Origin of the sequence: Ottowia thiooxydans (genome assembly GCF_040548795.1) — a bacterium.
Classification (GTDB): domain Bacteria; phylum Pseudomonadota; class Gammaproteobacteria; order Burkholderiales; family Burkholderiaceae_C; genus Ottowia; species Ottowia thiooxydans_A.
On the sequence record NZ_JBEPSH010000005.1, the window covers coordinates 101,200 to 119,053 of the forward strand.

Sequence of the window (17,854 nt, forward strand, 5' to 3'; positions counted from 1 at the left end):
CATGCAAGAAGCTTCTGTTGCCCAAGCGGGCACCGACTCGAGGCCAATGCCCCTGAAGGGCATCCGGGTGTTGGATCTGACTACAGTGTTGGCCGGGCCCTACTGCACTTATCAACTTGCGCTGCTAGGCGCTGAGGTCATCAAGCTGGAGAAACCTGGCGTAGGTGATTGGGCCAGGCAAGGTCATAGCGTACGCGGCATTCCAGAGCTGTCGGCCCAGTTTGTGGCCCAGAACGCTGGCAAGAAATCGATCGAGCTGGATCTGAAGTCTGCAGAGGGTTTGCAGCACGCCCTGGCGCTTGCAACAACTGCGGATGTGGTGGTGGAGAATTTTTCGCCGGGCGTTTCTGATCGGCTGGGCATTGGCTACGAGCACGTTCGCCAAGTGAAGCCCAACATCGTCTACTGTGCGATGTCCGGTTACGGCCAGGTAGGCGAGATGAGCCAACGGCCAGCCTATGACCATGTCATTCAGGCTGCCTCCGGCATCACCATGCTGACAGGTTCGCCGGAGTCAGTGCCTAACCGAATTGGTCCACCACTGGTCGACTATCTCGCGGGCATCTATGGTGCCTTTGCAGTGCTTGCGGCCCTGCGGGAACGTGACCGTACAGGCGCTTCGCAGTTCCTTGATGTCTCCATGCTGGACGCCGCTGTGGTCGCCATGGCATCCACCGTCTCGCTCTACGCCAACGCCGGAAAGATTCCGGTCGCCAATGGAAATACGGCAGCCAGCGGCAGCCCCATGTCCGGCATATTCCCCACGCGTGAAGGCTTGCTGTCCATGACTGCAAATCAGCACGGGCAGTTCGTTCGAGCCTTGCGCGTGCTGGAGCTTGAGGGACTGATGGAAGACCCGAGATTCCGTGAAGACGAGGCACGTCTGGCCCATGCGGCCGAACTCAGGGAAGTCCTTTCTCGCCGCCTGCTCGATAAGACTGCTCTGCAATGGGAAGAACTTTTATCAGCTGCACATGTTCCTGCAGCCAAGGTTCGCACCGTACCGGAGCTACTGGCCACAGAGCATTTGGTGCAGAGGGGAACCATCGCGCGGGTCAAGGATTCGGGTTCTGACGTCACGCTGGATGTTCCTTCCATCGGGTTTCGATGGAACGGCGCTGCCCTGGGCCCCTTGTCTGGCCCTCCCAGGCTAGGCGAGCACACGAGTACCGTACTCGGACGATTAGGCTGATCTGATAGGCTTTTCAAACGCGGTTGAATTCTTCAGCGCCGCGCGGTCAGGTCAACTGTGCCGGTGTGTGATTTCCGTGAAGCATTGAACAGCTAAGCAGGTCTGGGTCATGAATCAGCCGGGCAACTTGGCGCCCGGGGCGCGGCGGTTGGTTTCGTATAGCAGGCTTCGAAACCATTTGTTAGCGGGGTCGCTTTGCATACGGCGATGCCAATACTGCTGAACCTTGATTTGGGGCATCTTGAAGGGCAGATCAATCCTCTTCAGTTCTATGTGACGGCCGACTACGGTTGCGATGTCGTCTGGCACCGTCGCAATCAGATCGCTCCCTGGCAATAGGGCTACAAGGCTCATGTAGTGTGAGAGTTCGAGCGTCACGTGGCGATGCCATCCCTTGGTGTTCAGGAAGTGATCCAGTTCGTGCTCACGTCCATCAGGTCGGACAACGATGTGACGCGCCATGAGGTATTGGCGAAGTGTCAAGCGTTCCCCGGCAGAGTCGTTTCCCGCGCAAACGATACATGCATAGGAAGTCGTGAAGAGCGCTTGTTGGAAGAAGTTAGCTCTTTGTAAATCTGGGAAGAAGCCCACTGCGAGCTCGGCCTCGCCACGCTCGAGTGATTCCGCTGCCGCAGAACGAGGCTTCGCGAGCGCTCTCAATCGAACTTCGGGCGCCTCAAGACGCAATCGCTTCAGCAAGCCTGGAAGGAACGCTACCTCGCCAATGTCTGGCGTGAGGATCGTGAACGTCCTGTCAGCCAATGCGGGGTTGAACCCGGCTTGCTGAAGGATTTCGGACTGAATCGTCTGCACCACGCTTTGCACTACCGGCGCCAACTTGGTTGCAAGCGGCGTTGGCTCCATCCCAGAGCCAGTGCGGACGAACAAGGGATCGTTAAAGAGCTTGCGTAAACGCCCTAGCGCCCCACTGGTTGCCGGTTGGCTGAGTCCAACAGCTTCGGCGGTCTTGTTCACGCTGCGAAGGCGTGCCATCGCATCGAAGATGAGCAAGAGGTTGAGGTCGACGCTTTGAATATCCATGAAACGGATTTTACTAATTCGGCAAATCGTCTATACAACATGGGGAGCGATCCCTAACATCCGATGCGGAGACACGAATTGAGACACATCAAAACATCATCAGGTTGCTGCTGCGGCATCGACACCCACGCACACGTCGTGCCGGAAGACTTTCCGGCCTACATCGGTGCGGAGGTGCCGGCCGACTGGCCTTCGATGGCTGCGGCACAAGCATGCCATCGCAGCGTGATGATTTCGGGCAAGGTCTACCGGACTGTGTCCGATAAGTGCTGGGACACAGGAAAGCGACTTGTCGATCTTGAAGCGATGGGACTGGCACTACAAGTGGTGTCCCCTATGCCCGAACTCCTGTCTTACTGGATGAAGCCTGCGGCCGCAAAGCAATTGCTTCGATTCCTGAATGATCAGATCGCCGGCATGGTCAACGACGGCGGTGGAAGGATAGCCGGCTTGGGGGCCGTTCCGCTGCAGAACATCGATCTGGCCATGCGTGAGTTGGAATACTGCGTCAAGGTGCTGGGCTTCGATGGCATTGAAATTGGAAGCAACATCAATGGCGTGCCAGTCGGTGATCCAAAGTTCCACCCGTTCTTTGCAGCCTGCCAGGAGATGGGCGCCGCCGTCTTTGTCCATGCCATTCGCCCGGCCGGAATGGAGCGACTTGTTGGACCCGCCCAGTTGCAGCAGGTTCTCGCTTATCCCGGCGATGTAGGCCTTGCCGCCGCGTCGGTAATCACGAGTAATTTGATGGAGCGGTACCCCAGGTTGCGTCTTGCGTTCAGTCACGGCGGAGGGACATTGGCAATGCTGCTTCCCCGCCTGCAGCAGGGTTGGCAAGTCTTCCCCGCGCTCGCTGAGAGCATCGAGGCGGCACCGGTGGAACAGGCTCGCAAGTTCTTCTACGACACGCTGGTGTTCGACACACCGACGTTGCGTCACCTGGTTGACACGTTCGGCGCTACTCAACTGATGATCGGCACTGACTATCCGTTCAATTTTCACGACCGTAAGCCCGTTGAGCGCATCACTGAAGCAGGATTTGATAAAGGTACCACTATGAATCTGATCAAGCACAACGCTGAGCGCTTTCTCGCTCGCTTACTGGAGACAACGCAATGACTTCCCCTTGGATCGAGGGCTTGCGCAGTGTGGCGCTGAACGTCCCTGACCTCGTGAAGGCAGAGCAGTTCTACGTCAATATCTGGCACTTGGAGGTGGCCCATCGGAAGGAAAACGCCATCTACCTTCGGGGGAGCGGCGGCGACGACCATCTTCTAGCCCTCTACGCCGGAAGCGAGGTGCCGCAGGTGCGACAGGTGACGCTGCGGGCGCGCAGCGCCGAAGCCTTGGTGAAGGTGTCAGAGGCAGTCGAACGCGCGGGTGGCAGCATCGTTACGCCGGTGGGGCCATTGACGAAGAATCCCGCCGGGGGCACCGGTGTCACCGTACGCGATCCGCATGGGCGCATCTTCCAAGTGGTGCATGGCGATGCGCGCCACGAACCGCAGCCTCCGGTCAAAGACATACCGATTCGATTGACGCATGCGGTCCTGAACAGCCACGCCGTGGATGAAACACAGGCATTCATTGAGCAGGCCTTCGGCTTTCGGCTTGCGGACCGGACGGGAATCATGGCGTTCATGAACTGCGACCGTGATCATCACACCATCGCTATCGGCATCACTGATAACGATGCGCTCAATCACATCGCATTCTTGATGCCAGACATGGAGTCCGTGATGCGCGGGGGAGGCCGCATGAAGGATGCGGGCTTTCCCATTCAATGGGGGCCTGGCCGCCATGGTCCCGGCAACAACCTCTTCAACTACTTCATCGATCCGTTCGGGATCGTCATCGAATACACAGCTGATGTAGAGCAGATCGACGACTCCTACGTGCCACGCGGACCGTCCGACTGGAAATGGCCGGAGGGCCGTTATGACCAGTGGGGCATTTCACAGCCTCCCGGAGCACCGCTCAAAGAGGCTCAGCGCCGCGTCTTCTTTGCTTCCTGATTGAGAACTGATTCCATGAAATTCACAACCTATCTCCGCCACGGAGCTCCCCGCCTGGCCGTCATTGACGGTGCAAACATCGTCGACCTGAACGACGCGCAGCCGAATATTCCCGCAGACATTCGCCTGGCGTTGAAGTCCGGCATTGACTTGGATGCCGCGGCGCGTGCTGCCATTGTGGGCGAGGCTGCGCGCCAACCTATAGCTGGCGTCAAGCTCGCGCCCCTCGTTCCCGAACCAGGCAAGATCATTTGCCTTGGTCTCAACTACTTCGACCATGCCAAGGAAGGTGGTCGTGACAAACCCGAGTACCCCTGGTTCTTTTTTCGTGGCGCGTCTTCACAAGTCGCGCATGGCGAAGCGGGTTGGCTGCCGCAAGTTTCAAACAGATTCGACTATGAAGCCGAGCTCGCCGTCGTGATTGGCAAGACTGTACCGCGCCACACAAAGGAAGCTGACGCCCTGCAATACGTATTCGGCTACAGCTGCTACAACGACATGAGCGTGCGAGATTATCAAAAACGCACCCCGCAGTGGACCATTGGTAAGAACTTCGACCGCACCGGCGGCTTTGGCCCCGCTCTGGTTACTGCGGATGAACTGCCCGCCGGCGCTGTCGGCCTGCGTATCCAGAGTCGCTTGAACGGGCAGGTAATGCAAGACGCGAACACGAGCGACATGATCTTTACTGTCGCCGAGACTATCGCACTACTGGCGGATGTGCTGACGCTAGAACCCGGAGACGTCATTGTGATGGGTACGCCCGCAGGAGTGGGCCAGGCACGCACGCCGCCGGTTTGGATGAAAGCGGGTGACACGATCGAAATCGAGATCGACCATGTGGGCCTGTTGTCCAACCCGATCGTTGCTGAGCCCGCATGAGCAAAGAGATGATCTACGACGTTGCGATCGTGGGCTATGGACCGGCGGGCGCGGTCGCAGCTGGACTGCTGGGCCAGCAAGGTTTGAACGTCTACGTCTGCGAGAAGCTGCAGGAGGTGTACGCGATTCCGCGTGCTATCGCGATGGACCACGAGATCCTGCGTGTATTCCAGCAGCTGGGGGTGGTTGAAGCTGTGGCGCCATTCATGGAACCCTTCACAGACTCCGAGTATTTCGGCGTCGACGGGCAACTGATCAAAAGAATGACGATGCTGGCTGCGCCCTATCCGCAGGGCTTCACGCCGTCCAATGTGTTTACCCAACCTCCGGTAGAGGAGGTACTGCGCGCTCGCGTTTCGCAGCTGGCCAACGTTCATGTCGACCTGGGTGTTGAGATGACGCATGTTGATCCCGATGTCGACGGGGTCACGCTGAAAATCGACGAAGGTGGAAAGTCGAAGGTCGTTCGCGCCAAGTACCTGGTCGCATGCGACGGTGGCTCCAGTCCCGTGCGCACGCAGTTGAACATGCCGCTGGAAGATCTGGACTTCGATGAGCCTTGGCTGGTGGTAGATGTCCTGGTCAATGAACAAGGGTTGGCCAAGCTCCCCAAGACGAGTGTGCAGTATTGCGAACCGGAACGGCCCTGCACGATGGTGATCGGCCCGAAAAACCATCGGCGGTGGGAGATATCGCTCAGGCCAGACGAAGATCCGATGGAAGTCCAGAAGCCCGGGGAGACCTGGAAACTGCTCTCGCGTTGGTTAACTCCGCAAGACGGCGAGTTGTGGCGCCAGTCCAGTTACCGTTTTCACGCGCTGGTCGCTTCGGAGTGGCGCCAGGGTCGAGTGTTCCTGGCAGGAGATGCGGCGCATATGCAACCTCCCTTCCTTGGCCAGGGGATGTGCCAGGGAATCCGTGACGTCACCAATCTCAGCTGGAAGCTAGGTTCGGTGCTCCGAGGCGACGTGCAGGGCGATGTGGCCGAAGATCTGCTGGATAGCTATGGCATCGAGCGCAAAGCTCATGTGAGGGAACTCACCAGCCGCATCAAGCACGTCGGTGAAGTGATTTGTGAACGGGACCCCGTCAAGGCGCGAGAGCGCGACTCAAAGCTCTTGGCTGAGTGGGGTGGGGTCGTGAAAGACACTCCGCGGCAGGACATCATTCCGAAGCTGGAGACTGGATTGCTCTCTCGGGAGACATCGAATGCGCGCGGCACTTTGTTTCCTCAACCGTGGATTCATCAAGCGGGCGCTCCGCAACGAATGGATGCACTTGCAGGCAACGGCTGGCGGCTAGTGACGGCTTCGAGCGTGGAGCTTTCGTCTGCGCCCCAAGGTTTGCTGAACGTGTCAGTGATTTCGCTCCAAACGCCTGCGTACTCCGAGACCGAGGGGGTGGCCGCCGCTTGGTTCCGGCGTCATGAGTGTGTCGCGGCACTGGTGAGACCTGATAACTATGTGTTCGGCACTGCGGCTACTGAAGAAGAGTTAAGCAATTTGGTTGATGGGTGGCTAACGCGGATGACCAACTCGAAGGAGGTCGCTTGATTCCCATTGACGAAGGTGGTCGCCGGCATGGCGGCGCTGAACGCACCGACCTACTTTGAACCATTACCGCCCACCAATCTCGAGCAACACTGCTACCAGTTCACCGTCATCGGGATTGACTTCAAGCCAGGGTTGTTGGCAGCACTGTGCTGCGCATAGTTCGAAGAGCTAATGAATATTCAAGGAGACATCATGAAACGCCGTGACTTTACTCGTTGTGCAACCGCTCTAGCGATAGCCGCTACTGCGCCGGCAGCCTTCGGCCAGAATTGGCCGGATAAGACCGTAAAGCTGCTCCTGTCGCAGCCGGCAGGTTCGGGGGCCGATGCTATGGCACGAATGATTTCCGACCAACTCGCGAAGAAGTGGTCTCAGTCCATCGTGGTCGAGAACCGACCCGGAGGGCAGAACGTCATCGGTGCCCAAGCTGCGGCCAGGTCCCCCGCTGATGGATATACCTTTTACTTCGCTACCGCCGCGGCGCTTGTGACAAACCCCTACCTGATCAAAAACCTTCCCTACGATCCCCAGAAGGACTTCGTCCCCGTCGGCATGGTTGGCAAGGTTCCTTTCGTCCTCAGCGTGAATGCCGGCTCTCAGTTCAAAACGCTCGCTGACCTCGTTACCTATGCCAAAGCAAACCCGGGGCGACTTGCCGTCGCCAACGAAGGACCGAAGACCTTCGGTGGCATGATGACCCGTCTTCTAGCGTCGCAGCTCGGCATCCAGGTGAACTCGGTTTCGTACGTGTCGGTGGGTGCCGCCGTTACGGATACAGTGGGTGGACAAGTCGAGGTGCTGTTGAGCGACTTACCCTCCGCTGTCCAAATGATTCGCAGTGGAAAGCTGCGCCCGCTCGGGGTGACTACAGCCCAACGCGTCTCGGGCCTCGAGAACGTTCCATCGATCGCAGATACGTTGCCCGGTTTCGATTTCGCCGGTTGGCTTGTCATCGTGGCACCGGCGGGCACACCCACCGCGGTGGTGCAGCGCGCCAACCGGGATCTCGACGCTGTTTTGACGGACAAGGACATCGCCAGCCGCCTCCTGGCCATCGGCCCGATCACTGAAGGGGCGGGCACTGTGGACCAGACAGGCGCATTCCTGCGGCGTGAATATGAGCGCTGGGGTAGTGTCACCAAAGCCGTCGGCATCCTTCCGGAGTAATTTAATGCCCTTCCTCAAAAACACCTGGTACGTCGCGGCGTGGGCCGACGAAATCACACGAGCTTTGTTGGCCCGGCAGATACTGGGCGATCGAATCGTTCTCTACCGAAAACTGGATGGCAGCGCCGCGGCTGTAGCAGATCGTTGCCCGCATCGATTCGCCCCCCTGTCGATGGGCAAGCTCGTGGACGATACGATCGAATGTGCATACCACGGCTTGCGCTTCGATTGTTCCGGAAAGTGCACCTTCAACCCGCACGGAAATGGAATGGTGCCTCCTAAGGCGCTCGTACGAAGCTTTCCTGTGGCAGAACGCTACAAGCTTTTGTGGATCTGGATGGGCGAACCGGAAAAGGCTGACGAGAGTGCGATTCCGGAGTTCGACTTCCTGGTGGACCCCAAGTTCCAGAACGTGAAAGGCTACACGCTCGCTGAAGGCCACTATGAATTGATGACCGACAACATCATGGATCTCGGCCACATCGAGTTCCTGCACCCGGGCTTGCTGGGTAGCGAAGCAGTTCGCAAGGCAAAGACGGAGATCATCCAGCGCGGCAATACCGTTTTTTCCAATCGCCTCACTAGCGACGAGGTCCTGCCTCCAGTACTGCAGAAATGGTATGAGGCAGGCGAGCGCACCGTGCAACGCTGGTTGAATGTGCGCTGGGATCCGGGTGCGATCATGAAGCTGACGGTTGGCGTGCTTCCTGATGGCGAGCCTCAGGACAAGGCTCATGAAAGCCAGGGATGCCATCTCATGACCCCGGCCACCGAAACAACGACTCACTATTTCTGGGCGCAAGGGCGTAACTGGGGCACGTCGGATCCGGCGATGGACTCACTGCGGCTTGAATCCTTGCGCACGGCATTCGACACTCAGGACAAACCGATGATCGAGGCTGTCCAGCGAAATATGGGTACGACTGACCTGGATTCGCTCAGCCCTGTCATGTTGTCCTCGGACGGCGGACCCGTGCGTGCCCGCCGAGTCCTCAAATTGCTGATCGCGGAGGAAGCTAGGGCGGCGGCTCCGCTAAGCGTGGCGCAAGCCCCTATCGTGCGGGTCGGTTGAAGTGAACTTGCTTCAAGTCCGAGTTGCGGCCAAGAAGGTGGAGGCGCAAGACATCTGCTCATTCGAGCTGGTGGCGGCGCTACCTGGTCAAGAGCTGCCGGCTTTCGGTCCCGGGGCGCACATCGACGTGCATATTCCAGGGGGGGCGATACGGCAGTATTCGCTCTGGAATAGTCCCGCCGACACCGGTGTCTACCGCATCGGCGTTTTGCGCGAGGCTAATGGGCGAGGTGGATCTGTGGGCATGCACGACACAGTGCAGGAAGGCTCAACGCTTCAGATCGGGCTGCCGCGCAATCATTTCCCGCTCTCATCCTCCGGCAAACATAGTCTGTTACTGGCGGGCGGTATCGGGATTACGCCCATCCTGTGCATGGCCCAGTCGCTGGTCGAGGCGGGCCGAAGCTTCGAGTTGCATTATTGCAGCCGCTCGCATGCGCGCACGGCCTTCATGAATCGCCTGCATGCTCTCGGCCAGCGTTGCCGCCTGTATGTGGACGAAGACCCCGTCGGTGAGCGGTTTCGCATTGGTGAAGTGCTTTCCGCGCAACCCGCAGAAACCCACTTGTACACCTGTGGCCCCAAGGGCTTCATGGACGCGGTGCTGCAAGCTGCACGGGGGATGGATTGGAACGAAGACCGCCTCCATTACGAATTCTTTCAGACAGAGACCATCCCCGTCGAAGGTGACACGGCGTTCGATGTGCAGCTGATGCGATCGGGTCGCACGGTCCGCGTCGGTCATGCCCAGACGGTGGCTCATGCGTTGATGTCCGCGGGAGTCGACCTTCAGACTTCGTGCGAACAGGGGATCTGCGGCACTTGTGTAACCCGAGTGCTCGCAGGCATCCCCGACCACCGCGACTCGTTCCTGATGCCTGAGGAGCAGGCCGCCAACGATTGCTTCACGCCTTGTTGCTCGCGATCCCTTTCCCCCACGCTGGTGCTTGACCTGTAGACGCACCATTTCTTTCGCAAAAAAACCAGAACTCCAGGAGACAAAGACATGAAATTGTGGATAAAGCTTGCAGCAGCGCTTCTTAGCGGCGCCTGCACCGTCGCGAGTGCGCAAAACTTCCCTAACCGGCCTGTTCGCATCATTCTTGCCATCACGCCTGGTAGCGTTGCAGATGCCATTGCGCGATTCATGAGTCAGGATCTCACGGCGCGGCTCGGGCAACCCGTGGTCGTGGAAAACCGCGCCGGCGGCGGCGGTGCCGTGGCTGCGGAGGCTTGCAAGCAGGCGCCCGCTGACGGGCACACGCTTTGCATGCTGCACGTGTCGACCTTCTCGCTCAATCCGTTCACAATGCAGCGGCTGTCTTATGACCCGTTCAAGGATTTCAAGCCAGTGACGCGGATGTTCTTCATCAACGAAGCCTTGGTCGTGAGTCCTGCGGTCGCTGCCCGCTCGGTCGAGGAGCTGCGCAAGCTACTGGTGGCGAACTCGGGGAAGTTCAGCTATGCGACGTTGCAGCTGCCTGGTGCCGACTATTTTCAGGCTGGTTTGAGTGAACAGTGGGGTGCGCAAGTGATTGCCATTCCCTTCAAGGGAGGTGGCGAGGTCGTGACCGCTCTGCTGTCAGATCAAGTGAATATTGGGTACGCGGGCGCAGGTAACTTCGCAGAGCACGTCAAGGCCGGGAAGATTCGTATGTTGGCGGTAAATGCCGGCAGCCGTCTCAAGGAGTTCCCGAATGTACCCACGTTCGGAGAAGCGGGTATCAAGCCCTTCAAGATCAAGGCATGGTGGGGCATGTTTGCGCCCGCTGGCACTCCCGAGGAAATCGTGAACCGAGTGAACACCGAGCTGAGTCGGTCACTTGCTGACGCGAAAGTGCGCCAGTACGTTGAGGAGCGCTTCATGGAGTCGGCTGTGACTGCAAACCCTGCCGAGTTCGCCAGCTTCGTGCGCCAGGACTACGAGCGAGGCGGAGCACTGGTCGAAGAGATCAAGCGCGCTGCGGGGAACAAATGAGTAGCGGCGCTCTCGAGGTGGTCGCCACTTCTCCCGGATTCATGGTGACCAACGCTGCGGTGACAAGCAATGGTCGGCTATTCGGTGGCAGTCCACGCTGGAAGCCAGGCGGCACCCCCTGCGTTGCGGAGTTCCTGCCGGACGGCACTTGGCAACCCTTTCCGGGAGGAGCCTGGAACGAATGGGTTCCTGGGCAAGCTCCGCAGGAGGCCTTCGTGTGCGTCCACGGTCTCTACATAGACGAATCGGATCAGATGTGGGTTCTCGATGATGGAGCCCCCTTTCACTCGGACATCGTGCCGGGCGCACCGAAGGTCGTACAGGTCGACGTAACAAACGGCAGCATTGTGCGCATCTATCTCTTCGGTCCGGATCTCGCGCCGGAGGGTTCGATTCTGAGTCATGTTCGCGTCGATGCGACGCACCTGTATGTGACCGACTCTGCGTACGGGGCGCTAGTTGTCGTGGACAGAATCACCGGGCGCGGCCGTCGTCTCCTGGAAGGGGAGCCTTGTTCGCGGGCCGACCCTGAGGCGCGGCCAGTCATCCACGGGAAGCCAGTGCTCGATCCTCAGGGTCGTGTTCCCGTTCTGCATCTGTCGCATCTGGAGCTCTCGGACGATGGGGAATGGCTTTACTTCATGCCATTGTTCGGGCCCACCCTGAGGCGCGTTCCGGTAGCGGTTCTCCGTGATCCGGCGTTCAGCAGCAAGGATGTCGCTGCACGTGTCGAGGACGTTGCCACCGTGCCGGCCTGCGCCGGAATGCATCGAGACGGAAAGGGGGGCTTGATTCTATGTGCCGCCACAGACGGTTCGATTCTTCGCCTCAATGTCCAAGGTGACCTGGAGACCCTGTTGAGCGATGAGCGGATTAGTTTCCCGAATGAGGGCAGTGGCGTGCGCGATGGCGCTTTCTATTTCCCCAACTCCTACGCGCACCTAATAGGTCGTCCTTACGAAATTTTCAAGATGGTGATTGCATGACAGTCGAATTCAAAGATGCGCGTCGCGTCGCGTACAACCTGGATGGCAAGGGATACTCGGGCCAGATGGTGAGGGGTGGCAGCGGCGCATCCCTCAAGCCCGGCTTGCTGATGGCCCCCAATTTCTTCGGCGTGACGCAGGAGGCAGTCGAGCGTGCGCGCATGTTGGCTGGCGACCGCTATGTGGTCTTTGTTGTCGACATGCACGGCGACGGCCATCAGCCCACGGGGTTTCCTGAGGCAGAGGCGGGCGCGGCCATGTTCAAGGCTGACCCCGGGTTCACGCGCCGCCTGATGCGGGCTGGCCTGGAAGCTTTCATTTCAGCCGGAAGAGAAAACCAGCTCTTAGGTGAGCATGTTGCCGCCGTCGGCTTCTGCCTGGGTGGACGCAATGTGCTCGAACTGGCTCGCGCCGGTGCCGATCTCTGTGCCGCCGTTTCGATCCACGGCGAACTGCAGACGACAGAACCTGCGCAGTCCGGCCTCCTGAAGGCCGACATGCTAGCCATCCACGCCTCCAAGGATCCTCTCGTGCCTGGCGAGCAGCTCGGTGGCTTCAAGAGGGAAATGGATGGAGCAAATGCGCACTGGCGGCTCGTCGTGATGGGAGGGCAGCTGCACGCCTTTACTGACCCCGGCATCAACGTGCCGGACGTCGCGCGCTACAACGAACGCGCCTCACAGCAAAGCTACGCTCTACTGAACGCGTTCATAGACGAAGCGATCGCGGCGCGCAGCGAACCGGGGGTGTAGTCGTGGTCCTTGCACAACCCATCCAGCTCATCGTGCCCTACGTGGCCGGCGGCGGCAGCGACCAGCGAGCGCGTCTGGTAGGTCGTTATCTCGCGCAGTACCTCGGAGAGACGGTGGAGGTGGTTAACCGCACTGGGGCCGTTGCTGGCCACGAAGCTATTGCTAACGCACTCCCTGACGGGCGCACTATCGGCCAGATAAGTGGCGAGATTGGCATGATGCACTGGACGAAAGGGCTCACCGAGCTAACACCTGCGGATTACACGCCGCTGGCCGTGCCTTTCGTCGAGGCTGCAGCCATCCTGGTGCGGCACGATGCACCTTGGCAAAATCTTCAGGAGCTGATAGATGATTTCGCCAGAGGTTCATTGCGCGGATCAGGTGGTCCGGAATTCAGCGTTTGGAAGTTCGCGCTGGCCGGTCTATTGGATGCGGCTGGCCAAGACGCTTCTCGGCTTGAGTGGACTGAGACTCTCAGTGGGGAGCAGGGCATGGCGAAGGTGATTGCGGGTGAGGCGGACGTGGCGCCCATCACGCTCACAGACGCACGCGAATTCTTGCGAGCGAAGACAGCGCGCCCTTTGGCCAATATGGATCGGGCTCGCCATGCGGTCTTCCCTGATGTGCCAACCGTTCTTCAGGCGATTGGGGTCGACTGGTCGGTCGCGCACTGGAGAGGGTTAGTGGCGCCTAAGGGGCTATCGGCCGCGTTGCGTGACCGATATGTGTCTGCGCTGCGAAAAGTGGCTCAGGATGAAGAATTTCAGCGAGAAGCCGCCGCTTCTGCGTTCAATCTCGACTGGCGGTTCGGCGATGACTTCAAAGACTACATGGCGCAGGACGACGCCGTGTTCGGTCATCTCATCCGCATGCTTTCTTCCCGGGCAGCTCGCTGAGTATGTCCAGCATGCATGCTGTCCAGAGCGCCTGGTCGATAAAAGAGCTGCAACGCGCATGTGTCAGGCGCTTGCCTCGGCCCGTTCTCGATTTCTTCGAGGGTGGCGCCGAGGATGAAGAAACGCTATGTGCGAACAGACGAGCTTTCGAGCAAGTGCGTCTCGTGCCGCGCGCTTTCGTGGACGTGTCGAATATTCGTATTGGGGCGAATCTGATTGGAGCGGCAGCGACGATGCCAGTCGCAATCGCACCCATGGGTGCGATTGCGTATGGATGGCCGGACGGTGACATTGCACTTGCGAAAGCAGCTGCGGCAGCGGGCGTCCCGTACACGTTGTCGACCATGGCGTCCGTGTCTATCGAGCGCATGGCCCGCGAGGTCGGTGGTCGCTTGTGGTTCCAGGCGCATCTGCTGCAACCGAGGGAGCGGACGCTCCAACTGGTCGAACGGGCGCGCCGGGCAGGGTACGAGGCGCTGATGATCACGGCGGATTTACCCCGAGGCGGCAAGAGAGAACGGGATCTGCACAATGCCCTGACCATTCCGTTTCGGATGCGGGTTCGGCACCTGCCCCAGTTTGCAGCCCGTCCCGGCTGGTGTCTTCAGATGCTGCGCCACGGGACCCCTCGTTTGCCCGAGGCGCTTCAGGCGTCGGCTGTCTCTCAGGCAGGCTCTTCGATCGGCGCGGGGTTTGACCCGAGCTTTGATTGGGATGCATTGAGGACACTGCGCGAGGCATGGCCGGGGAAGCTAATTGTCAAGGGCATCCTTTGCGGCGAAGACGCGCAGACCGCAATAGGCATCGGCGTAGACGCAATCGTCGTTTCCAACCACGGAGGCAGGCAGCTCGATGGATGCATAGCCACAATGGATGCTCTGCCCGAGATTGCGCAGGTGGCGAGCGGCCGGGTGACAGTCTTTCTGGACGGCGGAGTGCGCCGAGGACGCGACGTACTGAAGGCGCTGTGCCGTGGCGCCGACGCAGTTCTTCTCGGACGCGACGTACTCTACGGGGTGTGCGCGAGCGGCCAAGCAGGTGCGGCGAAGTCGCTCCAGATTATCAGAGATGAACTTGTCGGTGCCATGCAGCTCTCGGGTAAGTCGGATATTTCGGCTTTGTGCATGTTCCCGCGAGACCCTTCGCTCTTGTGGCGAGATGCGTCCGCCAGCGACTTCTGACTGAGCGTCCAGGCAATGTGCATTGAGCCGCGGTGACCGGCGTCGCTCAGGCCTGGCCACGCCGGTCAACGCCGATCGCCCAGGTGTGGCACCTCCGTGAATTTACCCACGGAGCCGCGACGGCGACCACCGTGCCGGCGATCCGCCCTTTCAGGCAGTGGATGGGACTTGACCAGCGCATCCGCAGCATCGGTAAGCTTTGTCATGGCCATGTCGAAAGCTCTCAGCTCAACTTCGTTCAGTGTGGACAGCACGAGGTTGTTGAGGTGAACCGATTGAGGAAAGAACTCTGCGTGCAAAGTCCGACCGCGTGGCGTGATGTTGACCCAGGCGCGGCGACGATCATCCGGATCGACCACCCGCTCGAATAGCTTCTTGGTTACCAGATCGGAAACGTGCCGTGACACGCGCGGGCGTTCCAGGTGTGACCGTTCTGCCAGTTGAGAAGGCGACATGGCCCCGTGGTCCGCCAGGATGCAGATCAAGCGCCACTCACGCCTGGTGATGCCGTAGCGACCCTCGCAGATACGCGTTACCAGAGCCCCACTGCTGGCCAACAGGCGGTTAAGCCGGTAGTTCAGCAGGTCATCGACGGTGGCGGGTTGGGCAAAGGACATGGTTCGGATGATCAAGGAAGGTAGCCAACGCAGTGTGAACGGCCCCAACTTTCTTGGCAAGGGGCCCGAGTTAGTTGTATAGAAGAATTACCGCATTCAATCCTAGACTGGTTTCAGCGACCTACTCTGGAGCCTTTGAATGACGCAACAACTGCCCCCACAGGGCTTGAAAATCTCCGACTCCGAGGTGTTTGACCTCAACATGTCCTGGCGCGGCCTTCGCATCAATACGATGTGCAACGCGCTCTCTGACCCCGTCAACCGCGAAGCCTGCAAGGCCGATGAAGAGGCCTTCATGGCGCGTTTCGAGCTAACGGAGGCCGAGAAGGATCTGGTTCGTGCGCGCGACTTCGCCGGCTTGCTCGCCGCCGGAGGCAACATCTACTTTCTGATCAAGTTGGGCGTGGTCACGGGCAACGGGCTTTATAGGATGGGTGCTTCCATGCGTGGGGAAACACACGAGCAGTTTCTGGCCACCCGCAACGACAGTGGAGCGGTGTGATGGGCGGAAAGATCATCGCCGGCATCGGCACCTCCCACGTTCCGTCCATTGGCGGCGCCTACGACCGCGGCCGTACCCAGGAGCCAGCCTGGAAGCCATTGTTTGACGCCTACGTTCCGGTTCGGCAATGGCTCCAGGAGATCAAGCCTGACGTGGCCATCATGGTCTATAACGACCATGGCGCCGATTTCTTCTTCGACAAGTACCCCACCTTTGCCGTGGGGTGCGCCGACCAGTACGCCATTGCAGACGAAGGTTTCGGCACGCGGCCGCTGCCTGCTATTCCGGGCGACTTGGCGTTTTCTCAGCACCTTTGCCGCTCCTTGGTGTACGACGAGTTTGACATCACGGTGTGCCAGAAGATGGCCGTGGAGCACGGATTTCTGGTGCCCATGCACCTGTGCTTTGACCACACGGACACCTGGCCTGTGGCCTCGGTGCCGATTGCCGTCAACGTGCTGCAGCACCCGCTGCCTACCGCGCGCCGCTGCTTCCACCTAGGGCAGTCCATCCGTCGTGCAGTGGAAAGCTACGAGCGCGATTTGCGCGTGGCCATCATAGGCACCGGCGGCATGTCGCACCAGCTTACCGGCAAGCACTTTGGTGACATGCAGCGTGACAACGACCTGGATTTCCTCGACCGCATCGAGCATGACCCCGAGAGCCTGACGGGGCTCACGCATCAGACGCTGATGGAGAGGTTTGGCGTAGAGGGCATAGAGCTGATCATGTGGCTGGTGATGCGTGGCGCACTCTCAAATAACTTGAAGCAGATGCACCGCAACTACTACGCGCCCATGACCACGGGCATGGGCCTGATCACGCTAGAGGAGACCATTTGATGCGCACACAAGTCGGCATCATTGGCGCAGGTCCGTCGGGACTGATGCTCTCGCACATGCTGCACCTCGAAGGCATCGAATCCGTGATCATCGAGCGTTCTGCGCAAGAGCATGTGCAAAGCCGCCTGCGTGCAGGGGTGCTAGAGCAGGGAACTGTGGAGATGATGCGCTCGCTCGGCTTGGGAGAGCGCATTGGACAGTTTGGGCTGGAGCAGCACAGCATCGATTTCCGCTTTGGCGGGGAGTCGCACCCCATCAACTTCCACGAAGCCACGCAAGGGCGCAGCGCTTGGGTCTACCCGCAGCATGAGGTGGTGAAGGACTTGATGGCTGCGCGCACCGCGACCGACGCGCAGATGCTCTTCGAAACCCCTGTGACCGCTATAGATGGCATAGACGGACCGCGCCCGGTTGTACGTTACGAAAAGGACGGAGTACCCGGCGAACTGCACTGCGACTTCGTGGTCGGTTGCGACGGCTTCCGTGGTATCAGCCGACACGCCATTCCGGCGAACGGAAGCCTGGTGCACGAGCGCATCTACCCCTTCGGCTGGCTTGGCATTCTGGCAGACGCTGCACCCGCGACGAACGAAGTAACCTGGGGTTGCCACGAAGACGGGTTTGCGATGATGAGCATTCGCACCAAGTCGATCACGCGCCTGTACCTGCAGTGCGCACCCGATGAAAACCCGGACAACTGGTCCGACGACCGCATCTGGTCGGAGCTGCACAAACGGCTTGATGTACCCGGTCTGCCGCCGATCAACGAAGGCCGTATCACGCAGAAAGGCGTGACGGCCATGCGAAGCTTTCTCTTCGAACCCATGCAACACGGTCGCCTGTTCCTGGCCGGGGACGCGGCGCACATCGTGCCGCCCACGGGTGCCAAGGGCTTGAACTCGGCGATGGCCGACGTAAAGGTGCTGGCGCGCGCGCTTGAACAGCACTACAGGCGCAGCGCCGACGACCTGCTGGAGAGCTATTCGAGGACGTGTCTGAAGCGCATGTGGCTGGTGCAGCGATTCTCTGCAGGCCTGTGCACCATGGTGCACAGCTTCGACGGCGACAGCTCATTCATCAAGCGCCTGCAACGCGCCGATCTGGAGTACATGACGGGAACTCATGCCGGCCGCCTGCAATTTTCCGAGAATTTCACTGGTCTTCCGATCGACGCCTGA

Annotated in this window: 19 protein-coding genes; 17 read left to right on the top strand and 2 right to left on the bottom strand. The window is 59.7% G+C overall.

Translation table 11 applies throughout. The features are described 5' to 3' along the window. Position 1 precedes the first annotated feature (1 nt). The gene (locus ABIE13_RS12610; protein WP_354443890.1) at positions 2-1,192 is read left to right on the top strand and encodes a CaiB/BaiF CoA transferase family protein; all 1,191 of its coding nucleotides are present in this window, start codon (positions 2-4) and stop codon (positions 1,190-1,192) included. 114 nt (positions 1,193-1,306) lie between these two features. Here ABIE13_RS12610 and ABIE13_RS12615 read toward each other — a convergent pair whose 3' ends face one another. After that, on the bottom strand, positions 1,307-2,233 hold the full coding sequence (locus ABIE13_RS12615; RefSeq protein WP_354443892.1) for a LysR family transcriptional regulator: 927 nt from the start codon (positions 2,231-2,233) through the stop codon (positions 1,307-1,309). 78 nt (positions 2,234-2,311) lie between these two features. Between ABIE13_RS12615 and ABIE13_RS12620 the strand changes: the two genes are divergently transcribed. The 13 genes from ABIE13_RS12620 to ABIE13_RS12680 are packed head-to-tail and all read left to right on the top strand — an operon-like array spanning position 2,312 to position 14,715. Next, positions 2,312-3,352 (top strand): amidohydrolase family protein, encoded by a 1,041-nt coding sequence (locus ABIE13_RS12620; RefSeq protein ID WP_354443894.1) that lies wholly within the window; start codon positions 2,312-2,314, stop codon positions 3,350-3,352. Next, a complete protein-coding gene (locus ABIE13_RS12625; protein ID WP_354443896.1) occupies positions 3,349-4,248 on the top strand; it encodes a VOC family protein in 900 nt (299 codons plus the stop codon). Before ABIE13_RS12620 ends, ABIE13_RS12625 begins: the two co-directional genes overlap by 4 nt. 15 nt (positions 4,249-4,263) lie before the next feature. After that, positions 4,264-5,130 carry a fumarylacetoacetate hydrolase family protein gene (locus tag ABIE13_RS12630; protein WP_354443898.1) on the top strand — a complete coding sequence of 289 codons (867 nt, stop codon included), beginning with the start codon at positions 4,264-4,266 and terminating at the stop codon, positions 5,128-5,130. Next, entirely contained in the window at positions 5,127-6,683 is a 1,557-nt protein-coding gene (locus ABIE13_RS12635) for a bifunctional 3-(3-hydroxy-phenyl)propionate/3-hydroxycinnamic acid hydroxylase (RefSeq protein ID WP_354443900.1), read from the top strand. Before ABIE13_RS12630 ends, ABIE13_RS12635 begins: the two co-directional genes overlap by 4 nt. A gap of 6 nt (positions 6,684-6,689) precedes the next feature. Beyond that, positions 6,690-6,842 carry a hypothetical protein gene (locus ABIE13_RS12640; RefSeq protein ID WP_354443902.1) on the top strand — a complete coding sequence of 51 codons (153 nt, stop codon included), beginning with the start codon at positions 6,690-6,692 and terminating at the stop codon, positions 6,840-6,842. A 33-nt stretch (positions 6,843-6,875) separates the two neighbouring features. After that, complete coding sequence (locus ABIE13_RS12645; RefSeq protein ID WP_354443904.1) at positions 6,876-7,850, top strand: Bug family tripartite tricarboxylate transporter substrate binding protein; 975 nt, start codon at positions 6,876-6,878, stop codon at positions 7,848-7,850. A gap of 4 nt (positions 7,851-7,854) precedes the next feature. Continuing rightward, complete coding sequence (locus ABIE13_RS12650; protein ID WP_354443906.1) at positions 7,855-8,922, top strand: aromatic ring-hydroxylating dioxygenase subunit alpha; 1,068 nt, start codon at positions 7,855-7,857, stop codon at positions 8,920-8,922. Positions 8,923-8,929: 7 nt separating this feature from the next. Next, complete coding sequence (locus ABIE13_RS12655; protein ID WP_354443908.1) at positions 8,930-9,880, top strand: PDR/VanB family oxidoreductase; 951 nt, start codon at positions 8,930-8,932, stop codon at positions 9,878-9,880. A gap of 48 nt (positions 9,881-9,928) precedes the next feature. Then, complete coding sequence (locus ABIE13_RS12660; protein ID WP_354443910.1) at positions 9,929-10,900, top strand: Bug family tripartite tricarboxylate transporter substrate binding protein; 972 nt, start codon at positions 9,929-9,931, stop codon at positions 10,898-10,900. Beyond that, a complete protein-coding gene (locus tag ABIE13_RS12665; RefSeq protein ID WP_354443912.1) occupies positions 10,897-11,886 on the top strand; it encodes an L-dopachrome tautomerase-related protein in 990 nt (329 codons plus the stop codon). Before ABIE13_RS12660 ends, ABIE13_RS12665 begins: the two co-directional genes overlap by 4 nt. Continuing rightward, complete coding sequence (locus tag ABIE13_RS12670) at positions 11,883-12,638, top strand: dienelactone hydrolase family protein (protein ID WP_354443914.1); 756 nt, start codon at positions 11,883-11,885, stop codon at positions 12,636-12,638. The genes ABIE13_RS12665 and ABIE13_RS12670 overlap by 4 nt, the downstream gene beginning before the upstream one ends. 2 nt (positions 12,639-12,640) lie before the next feature. Further along, positions 12,641-13,534 (top strand): tripartite tricarboxylate transporter substrate binding protein, encoded by an 894-nt coding sequence (locus ABIE13_RS12675; RefSeq protein WP_354443915.1) that lies wholly within the window; start codon positions 12,641-12,643, stop codon positions 13,532-13,534. A gap of 11 nt (positions 13,535-13,545) precedes the next feature. Continuing rightward, a complete protein-coding gene (locus tag ABIE13_RS12680; protein ID WP_354443917.1) occupies positions 13,546-14,715 on the top strand; it encodes an alpha-hydroxy acid oxidase in 1,170 nt (389 codons plus the stop codon). A gap of 65 nt (positions 14,716-14,780) precedes the next feature. On the opposite strand, the gene ABIE13_RS12685 is transcribed toward ABIE13_RS12680, so the two are convergent. Next, positions 14,781-15,332, bottom strand: coding sequence for a MarR family winged helix-turn-helix transcriptional regulator (locus ABIE13_RS12685; RefSeq protein ID WP_354443919.1), 552 nt, complete (start codon positions 15,330-15,332; stop codon positions 14,781-14,783). Between the two features lie 139 nt (positions 15,333-15,471). Here ABIE13_RS12685 and ABIE13_RS12690 point away from each other — a divergent pair, with 139 nt between their 5' ends. Genes ABIE13_RS12690 through ABIE13_RS12700 form a run of 3 tightly spaced genes read left to right on the top strand, consistent with a single transcriptional unit; the run spans position 15,472 to position 17,854 of the window. Next, positions 15,472-15,834 (top strand): hypothetical protein, encoded by a 363-nt coding sequence (locus ABIE13_RS12690; RefSeq protein WP_354443921.1) that lies wholly within the window; start codon positions 15,472-15,474, stop codon positions 15,832-15,834. Further along, positions 15,834-16,676, top strand: a complete 843-nt coding sequence (locus ABIE13_RS12695; RefSeq protein ID WP_354443923.1) for a class III extradiol dioxygenase family protein — start codon at positions 15,834-15,836, stop codon at positions 16,674-16,676. Before ABIE13_RS12690 ends, ABIE13_RS12695 begins: the two co-directional genes overlap by 1 nt. Further along, positions 16,676-17,854 carry a 4-hydroxybenzoate 3-monooxygenase gene (locus ABIE13_RS12700; RefSeq protein ID WP_354443925.1) on the top strand — a complete coding sequence of 393 codons (1,179 nt, stop codon included), beginning with the start codon at positions 16,676-16,678 and terminating at the stop codon, positions 17,852-17,854. The genes ABIE13_RS12695 and ABIE13_RS12700 overlap by 1 nt, the downstream gene beginning before the upstream one ends.

Bases quoted from the DNA above. Each gene is read 5' to 3' on its own strand.
- ABIE13_RS12610 (WP_354443890.1), top strand. From the start codon at position 2: ATGCAAGAAGCTTCTGTTGCCCAAGCGGGCACCGACTCGAGGCCAATG.
- ABIE13_RS12615 (WP_354443892.1), bottom strand. From the start codon at position 2,233: ATGGATATTCAAAGCGTCGACCTCAACCTCTTGCTCATCTTCGATGCG.
- ABIE13_RS12625 (WP_354443896.1), top strand. From the start codon at position 3,349: ATGACTTCCCCTTGGATCGAGGGCTTGCGCAGTGTGGCGCTGAACGTC.
- ABIE13_RS12630 (WP_354443898.1), top strand. From the start codon at position 4,264: ATGAAATTCACAACCTATCTCCGCCACGGAGCTCCCCGCCTGGCCGTC.
- ABIE13_RS12635 (WP_354443900.1), top strand. From the start codon at position 5,127: ATGAGCAAAGAGATGATCTACGACGTTGCGATCGTGGGCTATGGACCG.
- ABIE13_RS12645 (WP_354443904.1), top strand. From the start codon at position 6,876: ATGAAACGCCGTGACTTTACTCGTTGTGCAACCGCTCTAGCGATAGCC.
- ABIE13_RS12650 (WP_354443906.1), top strand. From the start codon at position 7,855: ATGCCCTTCCTCAAAAACACCTGGTACGTCGCGGCGTGGGCCGACGAA.
- ABIE13_RS12660 (WP_354443910.1), top strand. From the start codon at position 9,929: ATGAAATTGTGGATAAAGCTTGCAGCAGCGCTTCTTAGCGGCGCCTGC.
- ABIE13_RS12665 (WP_354443912.1), top strand. From the start codon at position 10,897: ATGAGTAGCGGCGCTCTCGAGGTGGTCGCCACTTCTCCCGGATTCATG.
- ABIE13_RS12670 (WP_354443914.1), top strand. From the start codon at position 11,883: ATGACAGTCGAATTCAAAGATGCGCGTCGCGTCGCGTACAACCTGGAT.
- ABIE13_RS12680 (WP_354443917.1), top strand. From the start codon at position 13,546: ATGCATGCTGTCCAGAGCGCCTGGTCGATAAAAGAGCTGCAACGCGCA.
- ABIE13_RS12685 (WP_354443919.1), bottom strand. From the start codon at position 15,332: ATGTCCTTTGCCCAACCCGCCACCGTCGATGACCTGCTGAACTACCGG.
- ABIE13_RS12690 (WP_354443921.1), top strand. From the start codon at position 15,472: ATGACGCAACAACTGCCCCCACAGGGCTTGAAAATCTCCGACTCCGAG.
- ABIE13_RS12695 (WP_354443923.1), top strand. From the start codon at position 15,834: ATGGGCGGAAAGATCATCGCCGGCATCGGCACCTCCCACGTTCCGTCC.
- ABIE13_RS12700 (WP_354443925.1), top strand. From the start codon at position 16,676: ATGCGCACACAAGTCGGCATCATTGGCGCAGGTCCGTCGGGACTGATG.